Annotated in this window: 17 protein-coding genes and 1 pseudogene; 7 read left to right on the top strand and 11 right to left on the bottom strand. The window is 70.7% G+C overall.

Going from position 1 to position 19,150, the window contains the following annotated elements:
- Positions 1-13: 13 nt before the first annotated feature.
- Positions 14-544, top strand: a complete 531-nt coding sequence (locus tag P1Y20_RS16865; protein WP_304449878.1) for a hypothetical protein — start codon at positions 14-16, stop codon at positions 542-544.
- 185 nt (positions 545-729) lie between these two features.
- Here the strand turns inward: P1Y20_RS16865 and P1Y20_RS16860 are convergent, their stop codons facing one another.
- Positions 730-2,139 carry an FAD-dependent oxidoreductase gene (locus P1Y20_RS16860; RefSeq protein ID WP_304449877.1) on the bottom strand — a complete coding sequence of 470 codons (1,410 nt, stop codon included), beginning with the start codon at positions 2,137-2,139 and terminating at the stop codon, positions 730-732.
- A gap of 101 nt (positions 2,140-2,240) precedes the next feature.
- Here P1Y20_RS16860 and P1Y20_RS16855 point away from each other — a divergent pair, with 101 nt between their 5' ends.
- A complete protein-coding gene (locus tag P1Y20_RS16855; protein ID WP_304449876.1) occupies positions 2,241-3,197 on the top strand; it encodes a YncE family protein in 957 nt (318 codons plus the stop codon).
- A gap of 69 nt (positions 3,198-3,266) precedes the next feature.
- Here the strand turns inward: P1Y20_RS16855 and P1Y20_RS16850 are convergent, their stop codons facing one another.
- Both P1Y20_RS16850 and P1Y20_RS16845 read right to left on the bottom strand, forming a co-directional pair.
- On the bottom strand, positions 3,267-3,836 hold the full coding sequence (locus P1Y20_RS16850) for a MaoC family dehydratase (protein ID WP_304449875.1): 570 nt from the start codon (positions 3,834-3,836) through the stop codon (positions 3,267-3,269).
- A gap of 60 nt (positions 3,837-3,896) precedes the next feature.
- Positions 3,897-5,075 carry a CaiB/BaiF CoA transferase family protein gene (locus P1Y20_RS16845; protein ID WP_304449874.1) on the bottom strand — a complete coding sequence of 393 codons (1,179 nt, stop codon included), beginning with the start codon at positions 5,073-5,075 and terminating at the stop codon, positions 3,897-3,899.
- 153 nt (positions 5,076-5,228) lie between these two features.
- Here P1Y20_RS16845 and P1Y20_RS16840 point away from each other — a divergent pair, with 153 nt between their 5' ends.
- Positions 5,229-5,618 (top strand): acyl-CoA thioesterase, encoded by a 390-nt coding sequence (locus tag P1Y20_RS16840; RefSeq protein WP_304449873.1) that lies wholly within the window; start codon positions 5,229-5,231, stop codon positions 5,616-5,618.
- Between the two features lie 171 nt (positions 5,619-5,789).
- Here the strand turns inward: P1Y20_RS16840 and P1Y20_RS16835 are convergent, their stop codons facing one another.
- The 5 genes from P1Y20_RS16835 to P1Y20_RS16815 all read right to left on the bottom strand — a co-directional run bounded on the left by P1Y20_RS16835 (position 5,790) and on the right by P1Y20_RS16815 (position 11,965).
- Entirely contained in the window at positions 5,790-6,929 is a 1,140-nt protein-coding gene (locus tag P1Y20_RS16835) for an acyl-CoA dehydrogenase family protein (protein ID WP_304449872.1), read from the bottom strand.
- A 42-nt stretch (positions 6,930-6,971) separates the two neighbouring features.
- Entirely contained in the window at positions 6,972-8,327 is a 1,356-nt protein-coding gene (locus P1Y20_RS16830; protein ID WP_304449871.1) for an MmgE/PrpD family protein, read from the bottom strand.
- A gap of 91 nt (positions 8,328-8,418) precedes the next feature.
- On the bottom strand, positions 8,419-9,624 hold the full coding sequence (locus tag P1Y20_RS16825) for an acyl-CoA dehydrogenase family protein (protein WP_304449870.1): 1,206 nt from the start codon (positions 9,622-9,624) through the stop codon (positions 8,419-8,421).
- Between the two features lie 539 nt (positions 9,625-10,163).
- Positions 10,164-10,952, bottom strand: coding sequence for an IclR family transcriptional regulator (locus P1Y20_RS16820; RefSeq protein ID WP_304449869.1), 789 nt, complete (start codon positions 10,950-10,952; stop codon positions 10,164-10,166).
- A gap of 131 nt (positions 10,953-11,083) precedes the next feature.
- Positions 11,084-11,965: a 3-hydroxyacyl-CoA dehydrogenase family protein gene (locus tag P1Y20_RS16815; protein ID WP_304449868.1), complete on the bottom strand. Its 882-nt coding sequence runs from the start codon at positions 11,963-11,965 to the stop codon at positions 11,084-11,086.
- Between the two features lie 127 nt (positions 11,966-12,092).
- Here P1Y20_RS16815 and P1Y20_RS16810 point away from each other — a divergent pair, with 127 nt between their 5' ends.
- From P1Y20_RS16810 to P1Y20_RS16800, 3 genes are read left to right on the top strand one after another with little or no spacing between them, the layout of a single operon-like run.
- Positions 12,093-13,262, top strand: a complete 1,170-nt coding sequence (locus P1Y20_RS16810; protein WP_304449867.1) for a thiolase domain-containing protein — start codon at positions 12,093-12,095, stop codon at positions 13,260-13,262.
- A complete protein-coding gene (locus P1Y20_RS16805; RefSeq protein ID WP_304449866.1) occupies positions 13,259-14,215 on the top strand; it encodes a hypothetical protein in 957 nt (318 codons plus the stop codon). The genes P1Y20_RS16810 and P1Y20_RS16805 overlap by 4 nt, the downstream gene beginning before the upstream one ends.
- Positions 14,215-14,628: a Zn-ribbon domain-containing OB-fold protein gene (locus P1Y20_RS16800; RefSeq protein WP_304449865.1), complete on the top strand. Its 414-nt coding sequence runs from the start codon at positions 14,215-14,217 to the stop codon at positions 14,626-14,628. The genes P1Y20_RS16805 and P1Y20_RS16800 overlap by 1 nt, the downstream gene beginning before the upstream one ends.
- A gap of 94 nt (positions 14,629-14,722) precedes the next feature.
- Here the strand turns inward: P1Y20_RS16800 and P1Y20_RS16795 are convergent.
- Positions 14,723-16,611 (bottom strand): annotated as a pseudogene (locus P1Y20_RS16795) (archaea-specific SMC-related protein).
- Positions 16,612-16,686: 75 nt separating this feature from the next.
- Positions 16,687-17,322: a rod-determining factor RdfA gene (gene rdfA, locus P1Y20_RS16790; protein ID WP_304449864.1), complete on the bottom strand. Its 636-nt coding sequence runs from the start codon at positions 17,320-17,322 to the stop codon at positions 16,687-16,689.
- 114 nt (positions 17,323-17,436) lie between these two features.
- Between rdfA and P1Y20_RS16785 the strand changes: the two genes are divergently transcribed.
- Positions 17,437-18,060, top strand: coding sequence for a hypothetical protein (locus P1Y20_RS16785; protein ID WP_304449863.1), 624 nt, complete (start codon positions 17,437-17,439; stop codon positions 18,058-18,060).
- A gap of 24 nt (positions 18,061-18,084) precedes the next feature.
- On the opposite strand, the gene P1Y20_RS16780 is transcribed toward P1Y20_RS16785, so the two are convergent.
- On the bottom strand, positions 18,085-19,122 hold the full coding sequence (locus tag P1Y20_RS16780; protein ID WP_304449862.1) for a zinc metalloprotease: 1,038 nt from the start codon (positions 19,120-19,122) through the stop codon (positions 18,085-18,087).
- Positions 19,123-19,150 lie beyond the last annotated feature (28 nt).

The raw sequence follows: 19,150 nt of genomic DNA, 5'->3' as shown, positions 1-19,150 counted from the left end.
CACCAGTACGGGTATGAACCACCCCACCCGTCGCGCCGTCCTCACGACCGGTGTGGCCGCCGTCGCGGCCGGTCTCGCCGGCTGTAGCGCCCCCCGCTCCGGGTCCGGCGCGACGGATGGGACCGACGACACCGACGGGGATACGGACGGCGAGGCGAGCGAACGGCCCCCCGCCGCCGGACGCGCGGACGCCATCACCGCCGCGGTGGACCCCGCGGGCGACGCAGGCGCGATGGTGGCGAACGACACCTCGTTCTCCGACGGAGACTGCGAGAACCGTGCCATCGTCGTCGTCTCGAACGCGCTCGGCGACCGCCTCGACGCCTCGGTGGAGGAGCTGCAGGTGACTGGCGGCGAGTCGAGCCCGCAGGTGCTGGTCACCCTGACGGTCAGACGGCCGAGTAATCGGAGCGACGCGGACCGGTCGCCCGTCGACTACGAGACCCTCCGCGACGCGACGCCCGCGTCGGTCGACCTCACGAGCGACGACGAGACGGTCTGCACCGTCGACGTGCTGGTCGAACAGGTCGTTCGGGAGGAGTGACGCCGTCTCGGGCCTGGTCTGTTCTCGACATCCCAACATTTCCCGAGGGAACCGCCGATTCGTGATACTGTGTAGTAGGGCACCGGCGGTCCTGTACTCAATGATTCACTGAATCAATGATTCCTTGAGGTAACGACGACACGAGCGGTTCGTGTCACCTCGACGAACGCGTCGGGAACCGAGGCCTACCGCTCTCCCTCGACGACCTTCGCCGCCGTCAGCACGGGGTCCCAGGTCGTGTTGAACGGCGGCGCGTAGGCGAGGTCGTAGTTCGCGAGGTCGGCGACGGTCACCCCTTCGGTCACCGCCCCGACGAGGGCGTGACTCCGGTGGACGGCTCCCTCGCCGTACTCGGAGACGAGACTGCCCCCGAGGACGCGTCCGGACGGCCGGTCGACGGTGAGCGTCACCCGGACCGTCCCGCCCTCGGGGTAGTAGCCCGCCCGGGAGTTCGCGTCGATGGTCCGCGTCAGCGGGTCGAAGCCGGCCGCCCGCGCCGTCTCGTGGTCGAGGATACCCGTCCGGGCCGCCTCGACGTCGAAGGCCTTCACGGCAGCGGTCCCCGCGACCCCGCCGCCCTCGGTCCGTTCGCCGGCGACGGTCTGGCCGACGGCCCGTCCGCGCCGGTTGGCAGTCAGCGCCAGCGGGACGTGCACCGGGTCGCCGGTGACGACGTGGTCGGCCTCCGCGCAGTCGCCGGCCGCGTACACGTTCGGGAGGTTCGTCTCGCAGTAGGCGTCGGTCGCGATGGCCCCCGTCTCGCCGAGTTCGATACCGGCCTCCTCGGCGAGCGCCGTCCGCGGGCGGACGCCCGTCCCGACGAGGACCATCTCGACGGGGACGCGCTCCTCGGCGGTTACGACCGCTTCTACCCTCTCCCCGCCGGCGAGTTCCTCGACTTCCGCGTGCAGGTAGACGGCGACGTCCTGTTCGTCGAGGTGGTCGAGGACGGCCTCGCTGGTCGCCTCGCTGAACGACTTCAGGATTCGGCCGCCGCGCTGGAACAGGTGGACCTCGAAGTCGTTGGCCGCCAGCGCTTCCGCCATCTCGACGCCGATGTACCCCCCGCCGACGACGCCGACGGGACCGGTACACGTCTCCAGGAACTGGCAGGCCGGCCCCCGGTCGGGTTGCTGGAGGTCGCGGTGCTCGCGCGCGCGCCCGACGTACTCGCGGAGGTCCTTCCCGTCGGCCATCGACCCGAGGGTGTAGACGCCCTCGCGGTCCAGGCCGGCGATGGGGGGCGTGACCGCCGCCGCCCCCGTCGCGACGAGCAGGTGGTCGTACGTCTGGACGACCTCCCCGTCGTCGTTCCTCGCGGTCACGGTGCGGTCGTCCGGGTCGATGGCGACGACGTCGTGGCCCGTCCGGAGGTCGATGTCCCGCTCCTCGCGGAACTCCTCGGGCGTCACCGAGACGAGGTCGGTGAGCGACTGTATCTCCCCCTTCACGTAGTAGGGGAGGCCGCACGCCCCGTAGGACACCCACTCGCCGCGCTCGAAGACGACGACGTCGAGGTCGGGGTCGTCGCGCTTCGCCTTGCTCGCGGCCGACATGCCGGCGGCGTCACCACCGACGACGACGAACGTATCCATGGAACCCGCGTCGGCGGCCGTCGACATAAACGCGTCCCGACTGTGCGACCCCGACAGGGACCGTCGGTGCCCCTTACTACCCACGGCTCCTCTCGTCCGTCATGACATCCCCCGACGCCGACCCGCTCTACCCGAACGCCGACGCGCCGGACCGCCCCGCCGGCGACGTCTCCCGCCGTCGACTCCTGCAGGGGAGCGCGGTCGCCGGGGCGGCCGCGACGGCCGGCTGTCTGCGCGACGCGGGTGATTCGGACGGCGGAGACGACCCATCGCGTCGACCCACCGTGTTCGTTTTCAACACCGGTGACGGGACGGTGAGCCTCATCGACCCGGAGCGCGACGAGCGCGTCGGGACGAGGGCGGTCGAACTCTCCTCGTCGTTCCCCTCGAACCAGTACACCCCGACGCTGACGGACGACCGCGAGGACTCGCTGTGGCTCAACGTCGGGCGGGGCGTCCGCGCGCTCGCGGTCGGGTCGCTCTCCGAGACGGCGTCGATGGAGACCGGCTCCGGGGCGAACTGGCTCGAACGGACGCCCGACGGCGCACACGTCGTCGTCAGCGCGCGCGAACCGACCCACGTGCAGTTCCGCCTCGACGCCGACCCCGACTCGGAGACGTTCGGCGAGGTGACCGCCGAGGACGGACTCGGTCGCCGGCCGTTGACGAACGAGATCGGCCCCGACTCCGAGACGGGCTACGTGTTCACTCCGGGGTCGGACGACGTCACCGTCGTCGACCTCGAGGACCGGACGGTCGCGGAGCGACTCGACCTCGGCGGGTCGGCGTTCGTCGGGACGTGGGACCCCTCGCGGACGAAACTGTACGTTCCCGTCCAGACGACCGACGAGGTCGCGGTCGTCGACCACGAGCGACGGGAGGTCGTCGAACGAATCCCGGTCGGACCGAGTCCGTACGGCGCGACGGCGTCGTCGGTGCGGCCGCGCGAGGACGCGACCGCCGCCGTCTCCGTCGCCATGGCGCGACTCGGCCTGCTCTCGGAGACGACGGAGACCACCTACTGCATCGGGAACTGCGCCTGCGGACACCGGCTGTGACCGGTCGGAGCGCCCGATTCGTCCGCCCGCCCCGCCTCCCTCGCCGCGGCTCTCCTCCTCGTCGCTCCACTACTCCCCGTCGAGGTCCGCGTTCAGCGTTCCGACGCCCTCGGGCCACCCCGGGGGCTGCTCGGCGGTGGGTTGTGCGTACTCGCGTTTGAGGACCATGGGGGTGCGTTCGAGCGAGAGGACCTTCGTTCCATCCTGGTTGAACGCCCGGAGTTCGGTGGTGACGATGCCGACGTGGTCGCGCGAACTCGACTCGCGCTTCTCGAGGACCTCGCTCTCGGCGAAGATAGTGTCGCCGTGGTAGACCGGCGCGTGGTGCCTGATTCTATCGTAGCCGAGGTTGGCGGTGGCGTTCACCGAGATGTCGATGACGCTCATGCCCACCGCCAGCGCGATGACGAACGTGCCGTCGACGAGGCGCTCGCCGAACTCGGTCTCGGCGGCGTACGCCTCGTTGAAGTGCATCGGATTGAGGTTCATCGTCAGGTTCGTCAGCCAGACGTTGTCCGTCTCCGTCACGGTCCGACCGAAGGGATGTTTGTACACGTCCCCGACGGTGAAATCCTCGTAGTACCGGCCCTGCCAGCCCGCGACCAGGCGGCGGTCGCCCGCCGCGTCCTCGTCTGTCATACGTCGACCGGCGCGCGAGACGCTACTAAGTGTTACCCACCCCGTCGGCGGTACTCCCGGTCAGGCGTCGCGGACCACGTCCTCCTCGAGGAGGCGGTCGACCTCACTCTCGGCGACGCCGAGGTCGGCGAGCACCTCGCGGGTGTGCTCGCCCAGCGAGGGCGGGTCGGCCAGGTCGGGCAGGCCCTCCCGCGTCCGCAGGGGGTAGGCGGCGGTCCGGACCCTGCGGTCGCGCTCGACGTTCTCCGTCTCGGTCACGAGGTCCCGTGCCGCGAGGTGGTCGTCGTCGAGGAGGTCGGTCACCCCCTGGAGGGGGCCGGTGGGGACGCCGGCGGCGGCGAGGCGCTCGACCAGCGCGTCGCGCTCGTAGCGCGCGAAGGTCTCGGCCAGTTCGGCTTCGAGGACCTCGCGGTTGTCCCACCGGTCGTCGGGCGACCCGAACCGCTCGTCGTCGAGCAGGTCCTCGCGGTCGACGGCGCGACAGACCCGTTCGTAGAGGTGGTCGGAGATGGCGCTCATGTACAGCGCGTCGCCGTCGCCGGCCTCGAAGACGTTGTTCGGGGCGAAGCCGTGGAGTCTGGACCCCGCGCGCCGGGGCGTCTCGCCGACGGAGTCGTAGTACGCGAGCCAGTAGCCCATCCACGAGACGGCGACGTCGAACAGCGACATGTCGATGTACTCGCCCTCGCCGGTGCGCTCGCGCTCGCGGAGCGCGCTCGCCATCATGAAGGCGGCGTTCGCACCCGTCCCGCAGTCGATGACGCTCGCGCCGATGCGGACCGGCGGCCGGTCGGGGTAGCCGATGACCGACATCAGCCCGCTCGCCGCCTGCACCACCGGGTCGTACGCCGGGTAGTCGCGGTAGGGACCGCCCTGACCGAACCCACTCACCGAGCAGTACACCACCCCGGGGTTCTCGGCGCGCGTCGTCTCGTAGTCGAGGCCGAACTTCTCGACGACACCTGGACGAAAGGACTCGACGACCACGTCGGCACGCCGGGCGAGGTCACGGGCCACCGTCGCCCCCTCCTCGGTCTTCAGGTCGACGGCGATACTCCGCTTGCCGCCCCGGTTCGCGTAGGTGAACATCGCGCCGCCGAGCATCCCCCGGAAGGCGTCGCCGTCGGGTGGTTCGAGCTTCACGACGTTCGCCCCCATCGACGCCAGCATCGCCGTACTCACCGGCCCGGCGATGGACTGCGTGAGGTCGAGCACGTCGACCCCCTCGAACGGCTGCATGGACACACCACCACGTCGAACGTTCTTAAAACCCGTGCGTACATTTCACACGCTCCGGCGTCGGTCGACGGCGACGGGACCGCGCGACCGACGGGCGGACCCTCCGGGGACGGACGAACACGTATTTGACGCTGGTGTCCGTCCCTCCGCGCCATGGGAGAGCCGTTCAGCACGGACATCCAGGTCCGGTTCCGGGACATCGACTCGATGAACCACGTCAACAACGCCGTGTACGTCAGCTACCTCGAACAGGCGCGCTCGGAGTTCTTCCGGGAGGTCCTCGACGAACGGCTCGACCGGGTCGACACCGTCATCGCGCGCCAGGACGTCGAGTACCGCCACCCCATCGACCTCGGCGAGGCCGTCCGCGTCGACCTGGAGGTGACCCGGCTCGGCGACTCCAGCCTGACGATGCGCTACGAGGTGTACGCCGGCGACGACCTCGCGGCCACCGCCGAGTCCGTACAGGTGGCCTACGACCGCGAGGCGGGCCGGTCGAAGCCGCTCCCCGACGCCTGGCGCGAGCGCATCGAGAACCGCTAACCGCCGACCGATACCCGGTCTCCGGTCTCCCGCGAGCGAACGGGACCGCGACGCGGCACAGGTGTCCTGCCCGTCTGACGTCCACACACGTGGTCCGAAGACGGGTTTCGTCACACGTCCTCTCGCTCGCGACCCGCGGGAGGGGCGTCCCGGCGACGGACACCGACGTCCTCAGACGACGCCGGGCAACCCGTCGGCGAAGAGGGCGTCCGCGATGGTGTCCTTCATGACCTCGTCGGTGCCGGCGGCGATGCGCCGCCCGCGCTGGAGACGGTAGAGGTACTCGAGCGGGTGGTCGCGCTGGTAGCCCGTCGCGCCGTGTATCTGGAGCGCCTCGCTGACGACGTGTTCGACGGTCTGCCCGGAGACGTACTTCGCGACGCTCGTCTCCAGGCGGTCGGGGACGCGTCCCCGCGCCTCGGCGGTGAGTGCGGCCCGCAGGGCGACGCTCCGGGCACTCTCGATGCGGGCGGCCATGTCGGCGAGTTTCCACCGAATCCCCTGGAAGTCGCCGATTGGCCGGTCGAACTGCTCTCGCTCGCGGGCGTAGTCGAGCGCGTGGTCGAAGGCACAGCGCGCGATGGCGTTGGCGTACGCCGCGCTCCCGCAGCGCTCCCAGTTCAGCGCCTTCAACTGCTCCTTCAGCGCCGACTCCCCGCGTACGAGGACGTTCTCCGCCGGGATTCGAACCTCGTCCATGAAGAAGTGCGTCTGGGTGTGACCGGCCATGTTGCGGTAGTGCTCGTTGACGTCGACGCCGGGCGCGTCGAGGTCGACGACGACCGTCCCGAGGTTGTCGTCGGGGAAGTAGGCCCAGACGACCGCCGCGTCGGACTCGGGGACGTAGCTGACCCATATCTTCTCGCCCGAGAGGTAGAGGTCACCGCCGTCTTCCACGACGTGGGTGTCCATCGCACCGGCGTCGCTCCCGGCGTGCGGTTCGCTGATAGCGATGGCGAGCGCCGACTCCCCCCGGCAGACGGGCGGGAGGTAGCGCTCCTTCGCCGCCTCGCTCCCGAACATGTCGATAGCGCGTGGGGCGACCATCGACTGGCCGTAGAGGGCGTTTGCGGTGTCCGGACAGACCCGGCCGACCGCCTCGATGGCGAGCATCGCCTCGAACTCGCCCATCCCGCCGCCGCCGTACTCCTCGGGAAGGTTGAGACCGACGAGGCCGTGCTCGCCGAGCAGGCGCAGGTTCTCCCACGGGAACGCCCCGTCCCAGGTGCAGGCACGGTCCCTGAACTCCCGCTCAGCGATGTCCGAGAGGAGGCTCATCACCATCCGTTGCTCTTCGTCCAGTGCGAGCATGGCACACGTACCGAGGTGGTCGATATATACGTTCGGCCGCCCTCAGAGCGCGTCCGTGACGTGTGCGACGCTGTCCTGTTCGCCGAGCGCGTCGAGGCGCCGGTAGGCGACGTCCGGGTCGACGTCGACGTCGGCGCGCTCGACGCACATCCGGAACTTCGCCGCCAGTTCCTCGTCGGTCAGTGGGTCCGCGGGCGTTCCGGGGGGGACCTCCTGGACCCGCTCGTGGCGCTCGCCGGCGGTCGTCTCGACGACGACGGTGGTGTGATACGGCTCGTAGGCGAGGTCCGGGTCCACCTCGAAGGCGACCCGCTCGCGGACGGCCTGCACCTCGGGGTCACCCACGTTCTCGTCGTCGAACGCCTCCAGACCGACCCGGTCGCGGACGACGGCCGAGGCCACCGTGTAGGGCATGGAGAACTTCGCCTCCAGCCCCGAGTCCGGGTCGTCGTAGTGGAGCGCGTCCGCGGCACCCCGCGACGCGAGTACCCGGACGGACTCGACGTCGGCCGGGGCGAGGTCGTTGTCCGCGACGAGTCGCTGGGTCGCGTACACGCCCGGGTGGGTGAAGTAACAGCAGGGGTACTTCTTCACCTGGATGCCGTCGCTCGCGAGCGCCCACTCCTCGCCGAGGCGGGCCATCTCCTCGGGGTGCAGGTCGTCGCCGGCGTAGAGGTCGAGGACGCCGCGGTCGGTCCCGAGTGCCCCATCGGCGGCGGTGTGGCCGCGTGCGGCGAGCATCGCGGCCGTCAACCCCGACCGGGCGGCGTGGCCGGCGTGCATGGGCTTGGTCATCGTCCCGAAGTTCTTCTTCAGCCCCGCGGGCATGGAGGCGGCGGCGTTTATCGCACGACGGGTCGCCGTCTCGTCCAGGTCGAGCAGGACGGCGCACGCGACGGCCGCCCCGATGGTACCGAACGTCGCCGTCGCGTGCCACCCCCGCTCGTAGTGCTCGGGGAGGAGCGCGTCGGCGAGGTAACACTGCGTCTCGTAGCCGGCGACGTAGGCGGTGACCGCCCGCTCGCCCGGGAGGTCCTCCGCCTCCGCCAGCGCGAGAACGGGGGCGACCACGGGGACGCTCGGGTGCCACACCCCGCGCGTCACGTCGTCGAAGTCGAGGGCGTGGCCGGCCGTCCCGTTGGCGAACGCCGCGTCCGGGACCGACGCGCTCCCCGGGACGCCGACGAACGAGGCCGGTCCGCCCTCCCCGCCCGCCCGGGTCGTCTCGATGGCGACGGCACCGGCGCCCTCGACGGCCCCGGCGACGGTGACGCCGACCGTGTCGACGAACGCCCGCTCCGCGCTCCGGACGAGTTCCGTGGGAAGGTCGTCGAAGTCGATGTCGGCCGCGAAGGCGGCGAGCTCGCCGTCCGGGTCACGTGGTGACGTGGAACGCATACCTCGTGGTTCGCGGCGACCACCATAATACCGCGCCACGTCGGTCGTCTATCGTCGGTGGTCGGCCGAGACCGTCGGTCCGCTCGTCCCCTCAGTACGAGCGGGGGAGGCCGAGGACGCGCTCGCCGACGTAGTTGAGGACGAGTTGCTGGGTGATGGGCACGAGACGGGTCAGGCGCGCCTCCCGGAAGTAGCGGTCGACGTCGTACTCCGTGGCCACCCCGAACCCGCCGTGAGTCTGGACCGCAGCGTCAGCAGCTTCAAAGGCCGCGTCGGCCGCCAGGAACTTCGCCATGTTCGCGTACGCCCCCAGGTCCGCCTCCTCGTCGCGCGCGCTCGTCTCCGCTGCGGCGTACGTGAGCTGTTTCGCCGCCTGCAGGCGGGCGAACGCCTCGGCGAGCGGGTGCTGGATGGCCTGGTTCTGCCCGATGGGTCGGCCGAACACCTCGCGCTCGTTCGCGTAGGCGACCCCGCGCTCGATTGCGAGGTGGCCGAGTCCGAGACACTCGGCGGCGATGACGAGACGCTCCTCGTTCAGCCCGTCGAGCACCTGGTAGAAGCCCCGCCCCTCCTCGCCGATGAGTGCCGACTCGGGGAGTCGAAGCCCGTCGAAGTAGAGCTGGTAGGAGTGGACGAACTCGCTGGCGGATTTCTCTATCACGTCGAACTCGAGGGCACCCTGCTCGACGGCGTCGTCGAGGTCGACGAGGAACATCGAGATACCCCGCGTCCGCTTCTCGACGTCCGCTTTGGGTGTGGTGCGGGCGACGAGGACGGCGTAGTCGCTGACGTCGACCCGCGAAATCCAGATCTTTTGTCCATCGACGACCCACTCGTCGCCCTCCCGGCGCGCGAACGTCTCGATGCTCGTCGAATCGGACCCGGCGTTCGGTTCCGTGAGACAGAACGTCTGGATGGACGCCTCGCCGCGCGCCACGCGGGGAAGGAGGTCCTCTTTCATCTCCTCGCTGCCGTACTTCACCAGCGGGACGGAGTTGTAGATGCCGCCGTGGACGGCCTGTGCGGCGGCGAACCCCCCGCCACCCGCGGCTATCTCCTCCATCATGACCACCGTCTCTGGGGTGCCCATCCCTGCGCCGCCGAACTCCTCGGGGACGAGCGCACCCATCCACCCCTCCTCGGCGAGCGTGTCGACGAACTCGTGGGGGTAGGTGCCGGTCGTCGAACACTCGCGCCAGTACTCGCGGTCGAAGGTCGCACAGACCTCCCGGATGCTCTTCTGGACGAGGCGCTGACTCTCGGAGAGCCTGAAGCCGTCGTCGAGAAATCGCGTCATACGCTCCCAACCGACGGACCGAGCAAAAGCGTTACCGTCGCGACGCTCGCCCGTACGCGTTCGAGGACGGGTTTCGAGAACGGAAACGAGTGTCTCCCGCCGGTCACTACCCGGTACCTGTGGACGCCGACGAGCGACGCGGAACGAACGATTCCCCGCGAAGGACTCCTCCGCCATTCGATACCGGACGCACCGTAACGTTTCGATGTACGAAACGAGAGTGTGGACGTGGCACGTGACGTGAAAATCGTCCGATATCGACGGACACACAGCCTGAAACCAGATGATAGTCGAGAGATATACTACTTCGCACCTCGAACGTTTCGACGTCGACGACCGAGACACGTTACGAAGGTACGGTTGTCACTACTGGCCGACGCCCGCTACGACGAGGGGCCACTCTCGTCGGGTCTATTACCTCCCGAGAGCCTCTGGGGACGGCGTTCGCCGTTCGGACGAATCCCTCTGAGAACAGAGCCGAGCACGTTTCGTGCCGGTCGCTTCGGACGACGTTTCTACTGGCGAAACCACGCCGCGAATCACGCCACGCCGGAGTGGGCGATGTTGAGTTCGAGTTCGTTGACGACGCTCAGCAGGAGGTCGGGGACCTCGCGAGCCATCGGGTCGCCGGACATGCGGTGGCTCGGGCCCGAAACCACGCAGGCACCGAGGACGTCGTCGTCGGGGGCCATGAGCGGCGTCGCGACGCTGTACAGGCCTCTGGTGCTCTCGCCGTAACTGAACGCGATACCGCGCTCGCGGACCGCCTCGAGTTCGGCGTACAGCGCGTCGGGGTCGGTAATCGTCTCCTCCGTCGCTCGCGGGAGGCCACGTCCTTCGACGATGTCGACGACCCGCGCCTCGGGGAGCCGCGAGAGGATGGCCTTCCCGGCGGCGACCTGGTGGAGCGGGAGGCGCATCCCGGGGCGGGTCCGGCTGGCGACGCCGTTGCGTCCCGCCTCGCGGTAGAGGACGACCGCGAGGCCGCGTTCCTCGGCCATGAACTGGGCCACCTCGCCGGTCTCGTCCGCGAGTTCCCGGACCTTCGCCTTCACGAGCGTCGCGCCGGGCAGGCGGTCCCGGGCGTACCCCCCGACGTCGAGACAGCGCAGGCCGAGGCGATACGCCTCCCCGTCGCGGACCACGTAGTCGCGCGCCGAGAGCGTGCTCAGGTGCTTGTGGACGGTGCTCTTCGAGACGCCCACTTCCTCCGCGAGCGTCGTCACGCGCGCGCCGTCGAGGTCCATCAGCGCCTCGACCAGCGCGAGCGTCGTGTCGACGCTCTTAACCGTCTCGCTCCCCCCGCCGGTCCGCCCGTCCCGTGCCATGGCTACGGTCTGCCACCCCGTGCTACATCAATGTTCGCGCTAGAGAAACTATACGTTGGAACTGTTTCCACGAAACGAACGGTTCGTTCGTCAGGCGGCTGACAGTGAACGTGACGGCGCACTCGGTGCGCTCAACGACTCGCCTCGTCGCTGGGGCCGACGGCCTCGCCGTCCTCCCAGACGTAGAACCCCTCCCCGGATTTCTTCCCGAGGTGGCCGGCGGCGACCTTCCGCCGGAGCACCTGCGGGGGCCGGAAGCGCTCGCCGAACGACTCGCGGAGGTACTCCGCGATGTCGAGGCGGACGTCGAGGCCGACGAGGTCGGTGAGCATGAGCGGGCCCATCGGGTGGTTGTACCCCTCTCGCATCGCGGTGTCGATGTCGGGGACGCTCGCGACGCCCTCGTCGACCATCCGCATCGCCTCCAGTCCGAGCGCGATGCCCAGCCGGGAGGAGGCGAAGCCGGGGCTGTCGCGCACCACGACGGCGTCCTTCTCCAGCCCCTCGACGTACTCGACGGCGCGGCGTTCGGTCCGCTCGGCGGTCTGTTCCGCCAGCACTACCTCGACCAGCGGCATGATGTGCGGCGGGTTGAAGAAGTGGACGCCCACCACGCGGGCCGGGTCGGGGAGCGCGCTCGCCAGTTCCGTCAGCGACAGGGAGGACGTGTTCGACGCGAGCAGCGCGTCCTCGGCGGCGACCGCCGCCGCCTCGCCCAGCACCTCCGTCTTCAGGTCCATCACCTCCGGGACCGCCTCTATCACGAGGTCGGCCCCCGCGGCCGCGGCGGTCAGGTCGCTCTCGCCCGTGAGGTTCGCGAGCGTCGCCTCGCGCTCCGCCTCGGTCACCTTCCCCCGCTCGACGCCCCCCGCCAGGTTGGCTTCGACGCCCTCGAGTCCGGCCCGGACCCGCTCGTCGTCCACGTCGTTCAGCGTCACCTCGTGGCCGGCCATCGCCGACACCTGGGCGATGCCGTGGCCCATGCTCCCCGCTCCGATAACCGTGACGTGCATACGGGGAGAGGCGTTCGAGCGGTGGAATAAGCGTTCCGCTCCGCTTTCGCGGGCACGGCGCGCCCGCGAGGACCTGTCGACCTCGTACAATGGAAACAGGTTTCACGCCCCGAGCGGACTCACGCGTATGCGAGACGTCTACGTCGTCGGGGCCGCCCAGTCGGACTTCGGGGCGTTCCCGGACGAATCCTATCGCTCGCTGTTCAAGACCGCGTTCGACGGCGCGGTCGACGCCGTGGACGGCGAGTTCGAGCGAGACCGTATCGACGAGGCCTACGTCGGCACCCTCGGCGTCGGCGGCCGACAGTTGGGACTGAGCGGGCCGGCCGTCACCGAGCACGTCGGCCTCGACGGCACCTCCTGTACGCGCGTCGAGAACGCCTGCGCCGCGAGCGGCGTCGCCCTCCGACAGGCCGTCCTCGCCGTCAGGGCGGGCGTCGCGGACGTCGCCCTCGCCGGCGGCGTCGAGGTGATGACCGACATGAGCGGCGAGCAGACGCGCTACTGGCTCGGCGTCAGCGGCGAGACGGAGTGGGAGCGCATGGCCGGCACCACCTTCTCGGGCGTGTACGCCCAGATGGCCTCCGCGCACATGGCCGAGTTCGGGACGACGCGCGAACAGCTCTCGCACGTCGCCGTGAAGAACCACGGCAACGGCGCGAAGAACCCCCACGCGCACCTCCGCTTCGAGTGCTCGCTGGAGGACGCGGTCGCCGGACCGTCGGTCGCCGACCCGCTCAACCTCTACGACTGCTGTCCGACCTCCGACGGGGCGAGCGCCGTCATCGTCGCCAGCCGCGAGGCGGCCGAGGACCTGACCGACCGGCCCGTGCGAATCACCGGAACCGGACAGGCGAGCGGCCGGGTCGGCCTCTTCCAGCGCCCGACGCTGACGGGCATCCCGGCGACCGAGCAGGCCGCACGGCAGGCCTACGACGAGGCCGACTGTGGCCCCGAGGACATCGAGTTCGCGGAGGTCCACGACTGCTTCTCCATCGCGGAACTGCTGGCGTACGAGGACCTCGGCTTCTGCGAGAAGGGCGAGGCCGGCGCGTACGTCGAGCGTCGCGCGACGTTCCCCGACGGCGAGCGTCCGGTGAACCTCTCGGGGGGGCTGAAGTCGAAGGGCCACCCCATCGGCGCCACCGGCACGGGCCAGGTGGTCGAGGTGTTCAAGCAGCTGCGCGGGGAGGCGGGCGACCGGCAGGTCGACGGCCTCTCGCGCGGCCTCACGCACAACGTGGGTGGGTCCGGCGGTTCCGTCGTCGTCCACGTCTACGAGGGGGGATGGGCGTGAGTGCGCTCGTGAGCGCGGGCGCGTACCTCCCGCGCGCCCGTATCGACGCCGCGACCGTCGGCGAGGCGTGGGACGGCTTCAAGGCCGGCGGCGTCCGCGAGAAGCGCGTCGCGGGGTACGACGAGGACGCCGTCACGATGGGCGTCGAGGCGGCGCGCGCGGCGCTCGGTGACCTCGACACGGACGACGTCGGGGCGCTCGCGTTCGCCACGACCACCCCGCCGCTCGACGAGGGCGACGTCGGCGTCCGCCTCGCTGAAATCCTCGGCCTCCCGCGGTCGACCGACGTGACGACGTTCACCCAGTCGACGCGCGCCGGCACGCGCGCCCTCCTGTCGGCGCTCTCCACGCCCGTCCGAACGCTCGTCGTCGTCGCCGACTGTCCCGTCGGGGCGACCGACGACGCGGTCGACCACGCCGCGGGCGCCGGTGCCGTCGCCCTCGTGGTCGGTGCGGACGGGCCGGCGACGGTCGCCGAGCACGCCACCTACGCCCGGGAGTACCCCGGGACGCGCTTCCGTCGACGCGGCGGCGAGGGCGTCGAGACGTACGGCGCGACGGCCTACGGGCGCGACGCGTTCACGAGCGTCGTCGCCGGCGCCGTCGAGGGACTGGAGACGGTCCCCGGCGCGCTCGCGCCGACGGCGACCGACGGCAAACTGCCCGGTCGCGCCGCGAGGGGAATCGACGCCGACGTGGAAGTGTACCACCGCGCGGCGGACCTCGGCGACACGGGGGCCGCGAGCCCCTTCTTCGGCCTGTTCGCGGCGTGGGCGGCCGGCGAGTCAGCCGTCGCGGTCGTCGGCTTCGGCGACGGCGCGGGGGCCGACGCCCTCCGCATCGAGGGGTCGCTCGACGTCGCCTCGAACGAGGACCGTCCCACCGAGGACCTCACCTACGCGGAGTACCTCCGGAAGCGTGGTCGCGTCCTCTCCGAGGGGGGTGAGCGCTGATGGGGGCGTACCTCAGCGTCCCGACGTGGTGGCAGCGCCTCGACAGCCGCTACCGCCTCGTCCTCGGCCGGTGTACCGAGTGCGGCGCCCACACGTTCCCGGCCGACGGCCCGTGCGTCGAGTGCGCGGCCGTCGACGCCTTCGAGGAGGTCGAACCCGAGGGCACGGGGGAAATCGTCGCCCACACGGTCATCGAGAACGGCGCGCCGCCGGAGTTCGCCGGCCTGCTCGACGCGGAGGGGGCCATCGGCGCGGTGCTCGTCGAACTCGACGAGGGGGCGCGCGTCCCGGCGATGCTCACCGACTGCGACCCCCACGAACACGGCCGCGGCGACCGCGTCGAGGCCGTCGTCCGACGCATCTACGAGGGCGAGGGCGTCGTCCGCTACGGCGCGAAGTTCCGCCCGCTCTGAGGGCGTCCCTCTCCGACCGGTGCCCCGAGGGAACGGTCCCGATGGCAGGTGTCGTGGGGCTTCGGTGTCGCTACTCGCCCTCCGACGGCAGGGTTCAGATGTCGTCGACGCGGTCGTACGCGTCGTCGAGCGCCCGGGCGTCCTCGGGCAGGAGCGCCGTGACGAGGAACGGCGCCTCCTGGGCGAGGTCGTCGACGAGGTGGGCGATGCGGTCGGGACCTCGTGGACCAGGTATCCCGCCAGCGCGAACACCAGCCCCGTCACCTCCCGTTCGGACTCGCTCAGGTGGTCCACCGTGTCCTCGTACGCCGTCCCCGACGCCGTCGTCCGTACCACGTGCAACTCGAACGTGGCGTCGTCGACGCTCGACCGGTCCTCGTCGACCGAGCGTTCGAGCCAGATGCGGTCGAGGTTCTCGTACTCGAGGAGGTCGAGGACCGTCGCCATCCGGTCGTTGAACCGCTCGACGGCCTCGGTCTCGAGACGGTCGACGCGCGTGCGCAGGTCCGTCAGCGACTCCGTGACGGTCTCGCGCTCGCGTTCGAGGTCGGCGCGCTCCGCGAGGCGCCCGTCGATGCGGGCGATGCGCTCCCCGACCTCGTCGACGTCGTCGTCCAGCCGGCCGAGTTCGAACTCCAGTTCGTTCGCCTCCCGGTGGAGTGCGAGGACGGCGGCGTGGTCGTCGTGTTCGCGCGCTTCCACTTCGGCTTCGAGGCGTTCGATGCGTGCCGTTCGCTCCTCGCGCCGTCGTTCGAGCGTCTCGATTCGCTCGCGCCGCCGCTCGAGTTCGTCGACGACGCGCTCCAGCCGTGTTCGCGCGCGCGCTCTGCGGTCGCGCTCCGTCCGGTGCTCGTCGAGGGTCGCCTTCACCGTCGCCTGTCGCTCGCGTATCTCGTTTCGCTCGGCCAGTTTCGTCCGGCGGAGCGACTGCAGGCGGTCGACGGTCGTCGCTATCTGGTCGACGTCGACGTCCGACCCGCAGGTCCAGCACGTCGTCGTCTCGCCGTCGAGCAGGCGGTCCGTCACGGCCCCGTCCGTCGCGTCGGCCGCCGCGTCCGCCGCGAGCGCGTCCGCGACGTCCGGTGCGCTCCCCTCCAGCATCTCGCGGTTGAACTGGACGATGCTCTGGAGTTCGCTCACCGTCCCGTCGAGCGAGCGTCGGCGCGCCCGGAGGTGTTCGAGCCGCGCCTCAAGGTCCTCCGTCTCGTCCGTCGCCGCCGGGAGGGCGTCGAGGTCCGCCCGCAGGTCGGCGCGCTCGCGTTCCAGCGCGTCGACGCTCTCGCGCTCCGAGTCGAGGTCGAGCCGCGTGTTCTCGAGCGCCGCCCGCACCTCGCCGAGGTCGGTCAATGTCGACTCGAGACTCGCGGGCTCGCCGTCGGCGTCGGCGGCGTCGACCTCGGCTTCCTTCTCGGCCAGCGCCTCGCGCGTCGCCTCGCGTTCACGCCGGAGGGCCGCCCGCTCGCGTTCGAGCGTTTCGCGCTCGGCCTCGAGGTCGTCGAGCTCGGCCAGCTCCCGGGTCAGCGCTCGCTTCTCGCGTTCCAGACGGTCGATTTCGGCCTCGATTTCGGCCGTGTCGACCGGTCGCATGATGATGTCGTGGAGGTCGTCGCCGCGGGCGACCGCCCGTCGCCCCTCGTTGTCCTCGAGCAGGAACGCGAACACCTCCGCGGTCTCCGCCTCCTCGCCGTCGAGGTAGGGGTCGCCGTCGAAGCGGACCGACCCCCCCTCGCGCCGGAGCGTCCGGGTGTACGTCTCCCCGTTCAGGTCGAGTTCGACGCGTCCCTCGTCGGCGTCACCCTTCAGCGAGGCGCTCGACCCGCCGAGGCCGGCCATGACCGCCTGGAGGAGCGAGGTACGGTTCGTCGCGTTCCGCCCCCGGAGGATCGTCACGCCGGGCGAGAACGTCACCGCCGTCTCGTCGATCCCCCCGACGTTCCGCACGCGGACCGTCGAGTCCCCACGGACGGCCTGCTTCGAGCACATGGACCGTTCGACGACCGCGCACGGTATAGAGCTTTATCAGGTTCGCGGGCGTGTCGGCCTCCAGAGGACGCGTTCTCACCGGCAGTCGCAGCCGCCGGCCTCGATGAGGTCGCTCACCTCGTACTGGCGCCCGCAGCCCTCACAGAGCACCTGGACGTCGACGAACGCGGAGAACGTCCCGAGCGTGAGGCGGTCGGTGCGCTGCAGGCGGTCGACGGTCTCCTCGGTGACGGCGACCGCCCGACTCCGGAGGCGTTCGAGGCGCTCGCGGTCACGGGCCAGTTGCTCCTCGTCGCTCACCGACGGCGCCGACGCGCCGCGGTGCTTGCGCAGGTAGGTGTGGACCGCCTGGTGGCTCACGAACTCGTCGCGAAGTGTCTCGACGTCGACGCCGTCGCGCACCAGTCGCGCCTCGACCTCCCGCCGTTCGCCCTCCGTGGCGTCCTCGTCGGTGAGCCGACGGTACGTCTCGCCGGGGTCGCGTCGCGTGTGCGGGACGCCGGCCTCGTCGAGGTGCGCCCCGACGAGCGCCGTGTTGAACCACGTCGCCAGGCCGCGGAGGCTCCAGTCGTCCTCCGGGTCGGTCCAGCGCGCCTCCAGGTCGGCGCCGTACCCGACGAGGCCGTGTCGGTCGATGAGGCGGGCGACCTTCACGCGCGGTCCCGGACTCCCCCGCGACTCCCCGTCGCCCACGTCCGTTCCGTCGGTCATCGCACTGTCTTGATGGGAGACCGGCATAAACGTCCCGTCGCCCGGACCCGACCACCCGAGGGAAATCCGTTCGAACCCAAACGTACTTGCCACTGGACGCTTCAGGAGGGATATATGTCATTCGAAGACCGGGTCCGACAACTGCTCGCGAAGGGTCAACACGAGCAGGCGCGGTCGTTCCTGGTCGGCGTCCTCGGCAACCAGCCGGTGAGCGACGTCACGCTCGTCAACGACGGCGTCCAGGTGACGACGCCGAAGTTCGTCGGGGTCCACACCATCTCACCGTCCGTCTCGGAGTTGCGGACGTACTACGCCGAACACGGGCGCCTCCCGGCGGTCTCACAGCTCGACGTCGAGGGGGCGCGCTATCGCCTGCGTGACAGCGACATCTCGATGACCGTCCCCACCCAGCGCATCCACGTCGACGCCGTCGAGGCGCACCTCGAGGAACTCATCGTGGACATGGGCTTCGAGTTGACGCGCGACGCCGCGCCCGGTCGGTCGCTCGAGGAACCGAGCGACACCCGGGGCGACGTGCGCGACGGTCACCCCCTCGCCGCGACCCCGACGTTCGACGGGGGGGAGGTGGACCCCGTCGAACGGTCGGACCCCACGGAACCGACGGAACCGAGGGGGGCGACGGACGAGGAGGAGGCCTCCACCGCCGCGACCGACCCCGCGGCCGCAGCAGACGACGGGAGCTTCCTCGACAGTATTCGACGGTACCTCTTCGACTGAGCTGACCGTCGCGTTCGACGCCCGTCACTCCCACCAGCGGCCGCGACGTTCCTCGTAGCCCGCGTCGACGAACGCGGGCGGCCGGTCGGCGTCGGCGCCGAACACCGGGAGGAGGTTCGCGCCGACGTGCCAGCCGACCGCCTCGCCGTCGACGTCGACGACCTCGATCCTGAGCCGGTCGTAGTGTTCGAGCGCGCCGTCCCCGTCCGGGTCGTCGCCGTAGAGCGTCCGGCACGACCCCGGCCCGCTCCGACAGGTCGGCTCGTCGGGGAACGCGACCACGACGTTCGCCTCGGCGGGGTCGTCGGTCAGCGCGAAGCGGAGGTCGGTCTCGACGGCCCCCTCCGCACCCGACTCGTAGTAGCCGAGCGCGCCGCCGACCTGCTCGCGGAGGTCGCCCGCGCTCGCGGAGTGGTTCCCGTCGTCGACGTAGACGGTGAGGTGTTCGGGACGCCAGGGGTCGGGACGGTCGGCCGCGTCGCGCTGTGGCAGGCGTGTCGCGTCGTACCGCTCGGTCATCAGCGAGTAGGGGCGTTCGCCGTGACCGATGCCGAGGACGTGGCCGAACTCGTGGCGGAGGGTGCGCGTCGTGGAGGTGTCGTTGTACCCCGCGACGACCTCGACGACTTCGGGCGACGACGCGCGCGTTCCCTCACGCAGCACGGGCGCACAGCCGAGGGTCCGTTCGGTCCCCTCCACGCCACAGGTCGGAATCGAGGGGACGACGCGCACCTCGACGTCCGGGTCGTCGGCGTCCGGGTCGAGGACGAACGTCGCCTCGTAGGCCCCGTGGCGGCCGGCGGGTCCGTTCCAGTAGTCGAGGGTCTCCTCCACGTGGGGGGAGAGCGACCGGTTCTCCCACGTGGTGTAGTTGATGCCGACGACGACGGTCTCGTTCCCCCAGGGCGTGTCCGGCGCGTCCGTCGACGCCGCCTGACTCGCTTCGCCGTCGCCCCCGCCGGTCGCGTTCCCCGACCCCTCCCCGCCGAGCAGGAACGTCCCGCCGGCCCCCACCGAGGCGACGAGGAGGACGACGAGGACGACGAGGAGGTCACGCTTCATCTGGTTACGTATCGAGTTCTATGACTAT

Source organism: Halomarina ordinaria, from assembly GCF_030553305.1.
Lineage (GTDB): Archaea > Halobacteriota > Halobacteria > Halobacteriales > Haloarculaceae > Halomarina > Halomarina ordinaria.
This window is presented reverse-complemented; position numbering and strand designations above follow the sequence as displayed.

What these genes read in the sequence shown, in the direction of transcription:
- P1Y20_RS16865 (WP_304449878.1), top strand. Translation starts at nt 14, where the DNA reads ATGAACCACCCCACCCGTCGCGCCGTCCTCACGACCGGTGTGGCCGCC.
- P1Y20_RS16860 (WP_304449877.1), bottom strand. Translation starts at nt 2,139, where the DNA reads ATGGATACGTTCGTCGTCGTCGGTGGTGACGCCGCCGGCATGTCGGCC.
- P1Y20_RS16855 (WP_304449876.1), top strand. Translation starts at nt 2,241, where the DNA reads ATGACATCCCCCGACGCCGACCCGCTCTACCCGAACGCCGACGCGCCG.
- P1Y20_RS16850 (WP_304449875.1), bottom strand. Translation starts at nt 3,836, where the DNA reads ATGACAGACGAGGACGCGGCGGGCGACCGCCGCCTGGTCGCGGGCTGG.
- P1Y20_RS16845 (WP_304449874.1), bottom strand. Translation starts at nt 5,075, where the DNA reads ATGCAGCCGTTCGAGGGGGTCGACGTGCTCGACCTCACGCAGTCCATC.
- P1Y20_RS16840 (WP_304449873.1), top strand. Translation starts at nt 5,229, where the DNA reads ATGGGAGAGCCGTTCAGCACGGACATCCAGGTCCGGTTCCGGGACATC.
- P1Y20_RS16835 (WP_304449872.1), bottom strand. Translation starts at nt 6,929, where the DNA reads ATGCTCGCACTGGACGAAGAGCAACGGATGGTGATGAGCCTCCTCTCG.
- P1Y20_RS16830 (WP_304449871.1), bottom strand. Translation starts at nt 8,327, where the DNA reads ATGCGTTCCACGTCACCACGTGACCCGGACGGCGAGCTCGCCGCCTTC.
- P1Y20_RS16825 (WP_304449870.1), bottom strand. Translation starts at nt 9,624, where the DNA reads ATGACGCGATTTCTCGACGACGGCTTCAGGCTCTCCGAGAGTCAGCGC.
- P1Y20_RS16820 (WP_304449869.1), bottom strand. Translation starts at nt 10,952, where the DNA reads ATGGCACGGGACGGGCGGACCGGCGGGGGGAGCGAGACGGTTAAGAGC.
- P1Y20_RS16815 (WP_304449868.1), bottom strand. Translation starts at nt 11,965, where the DNA reads ATGCACGTCACGGTTATCGGAGCGGGGAGCATGGGCCACGGCATCGCC.
- P1Y20_RS16810 (WP_304449867.1), top strand. Translation starts at nt 12,093, where the DNA reads ATGCGAGACGTCTACGTCGTCGGGGCCGCCCAGTCGGACTTCGGGGCG.
- P1Y20_RS16800 (WP_304449865.1), top strand. Translation starts at nt 14,215, where the DNA reads ATGGGGGCGTACCTCAGCGTCCCGACGTGGTGGCAGCGCCTCGACAGC.
- rdfA (WP_304449864.1), bottom strand. Translation starts at nt 17,322, where the DNA reads ATGACCGACGGAACGGACGTGGGCGACGGGGAGTCGCGGGGGAGTCCG.
- P1Y20_RS16785 (WP_304449863.1), top strand. Translation starts at nt 17,437, where the DNA reads ATGTCATTCGAAGACCGGGTCCGACAACTGCTCGCGAAGGGTCAACAC.
- P1Y20_RS16780 (WP_304449862.1), bottom strand. Translation starts at nt 19,122, where the DNA reads ATGAAGCGTGACCTCCTCGTCGTCCTCGTCGTCCTCCTCGTCGCCTCG.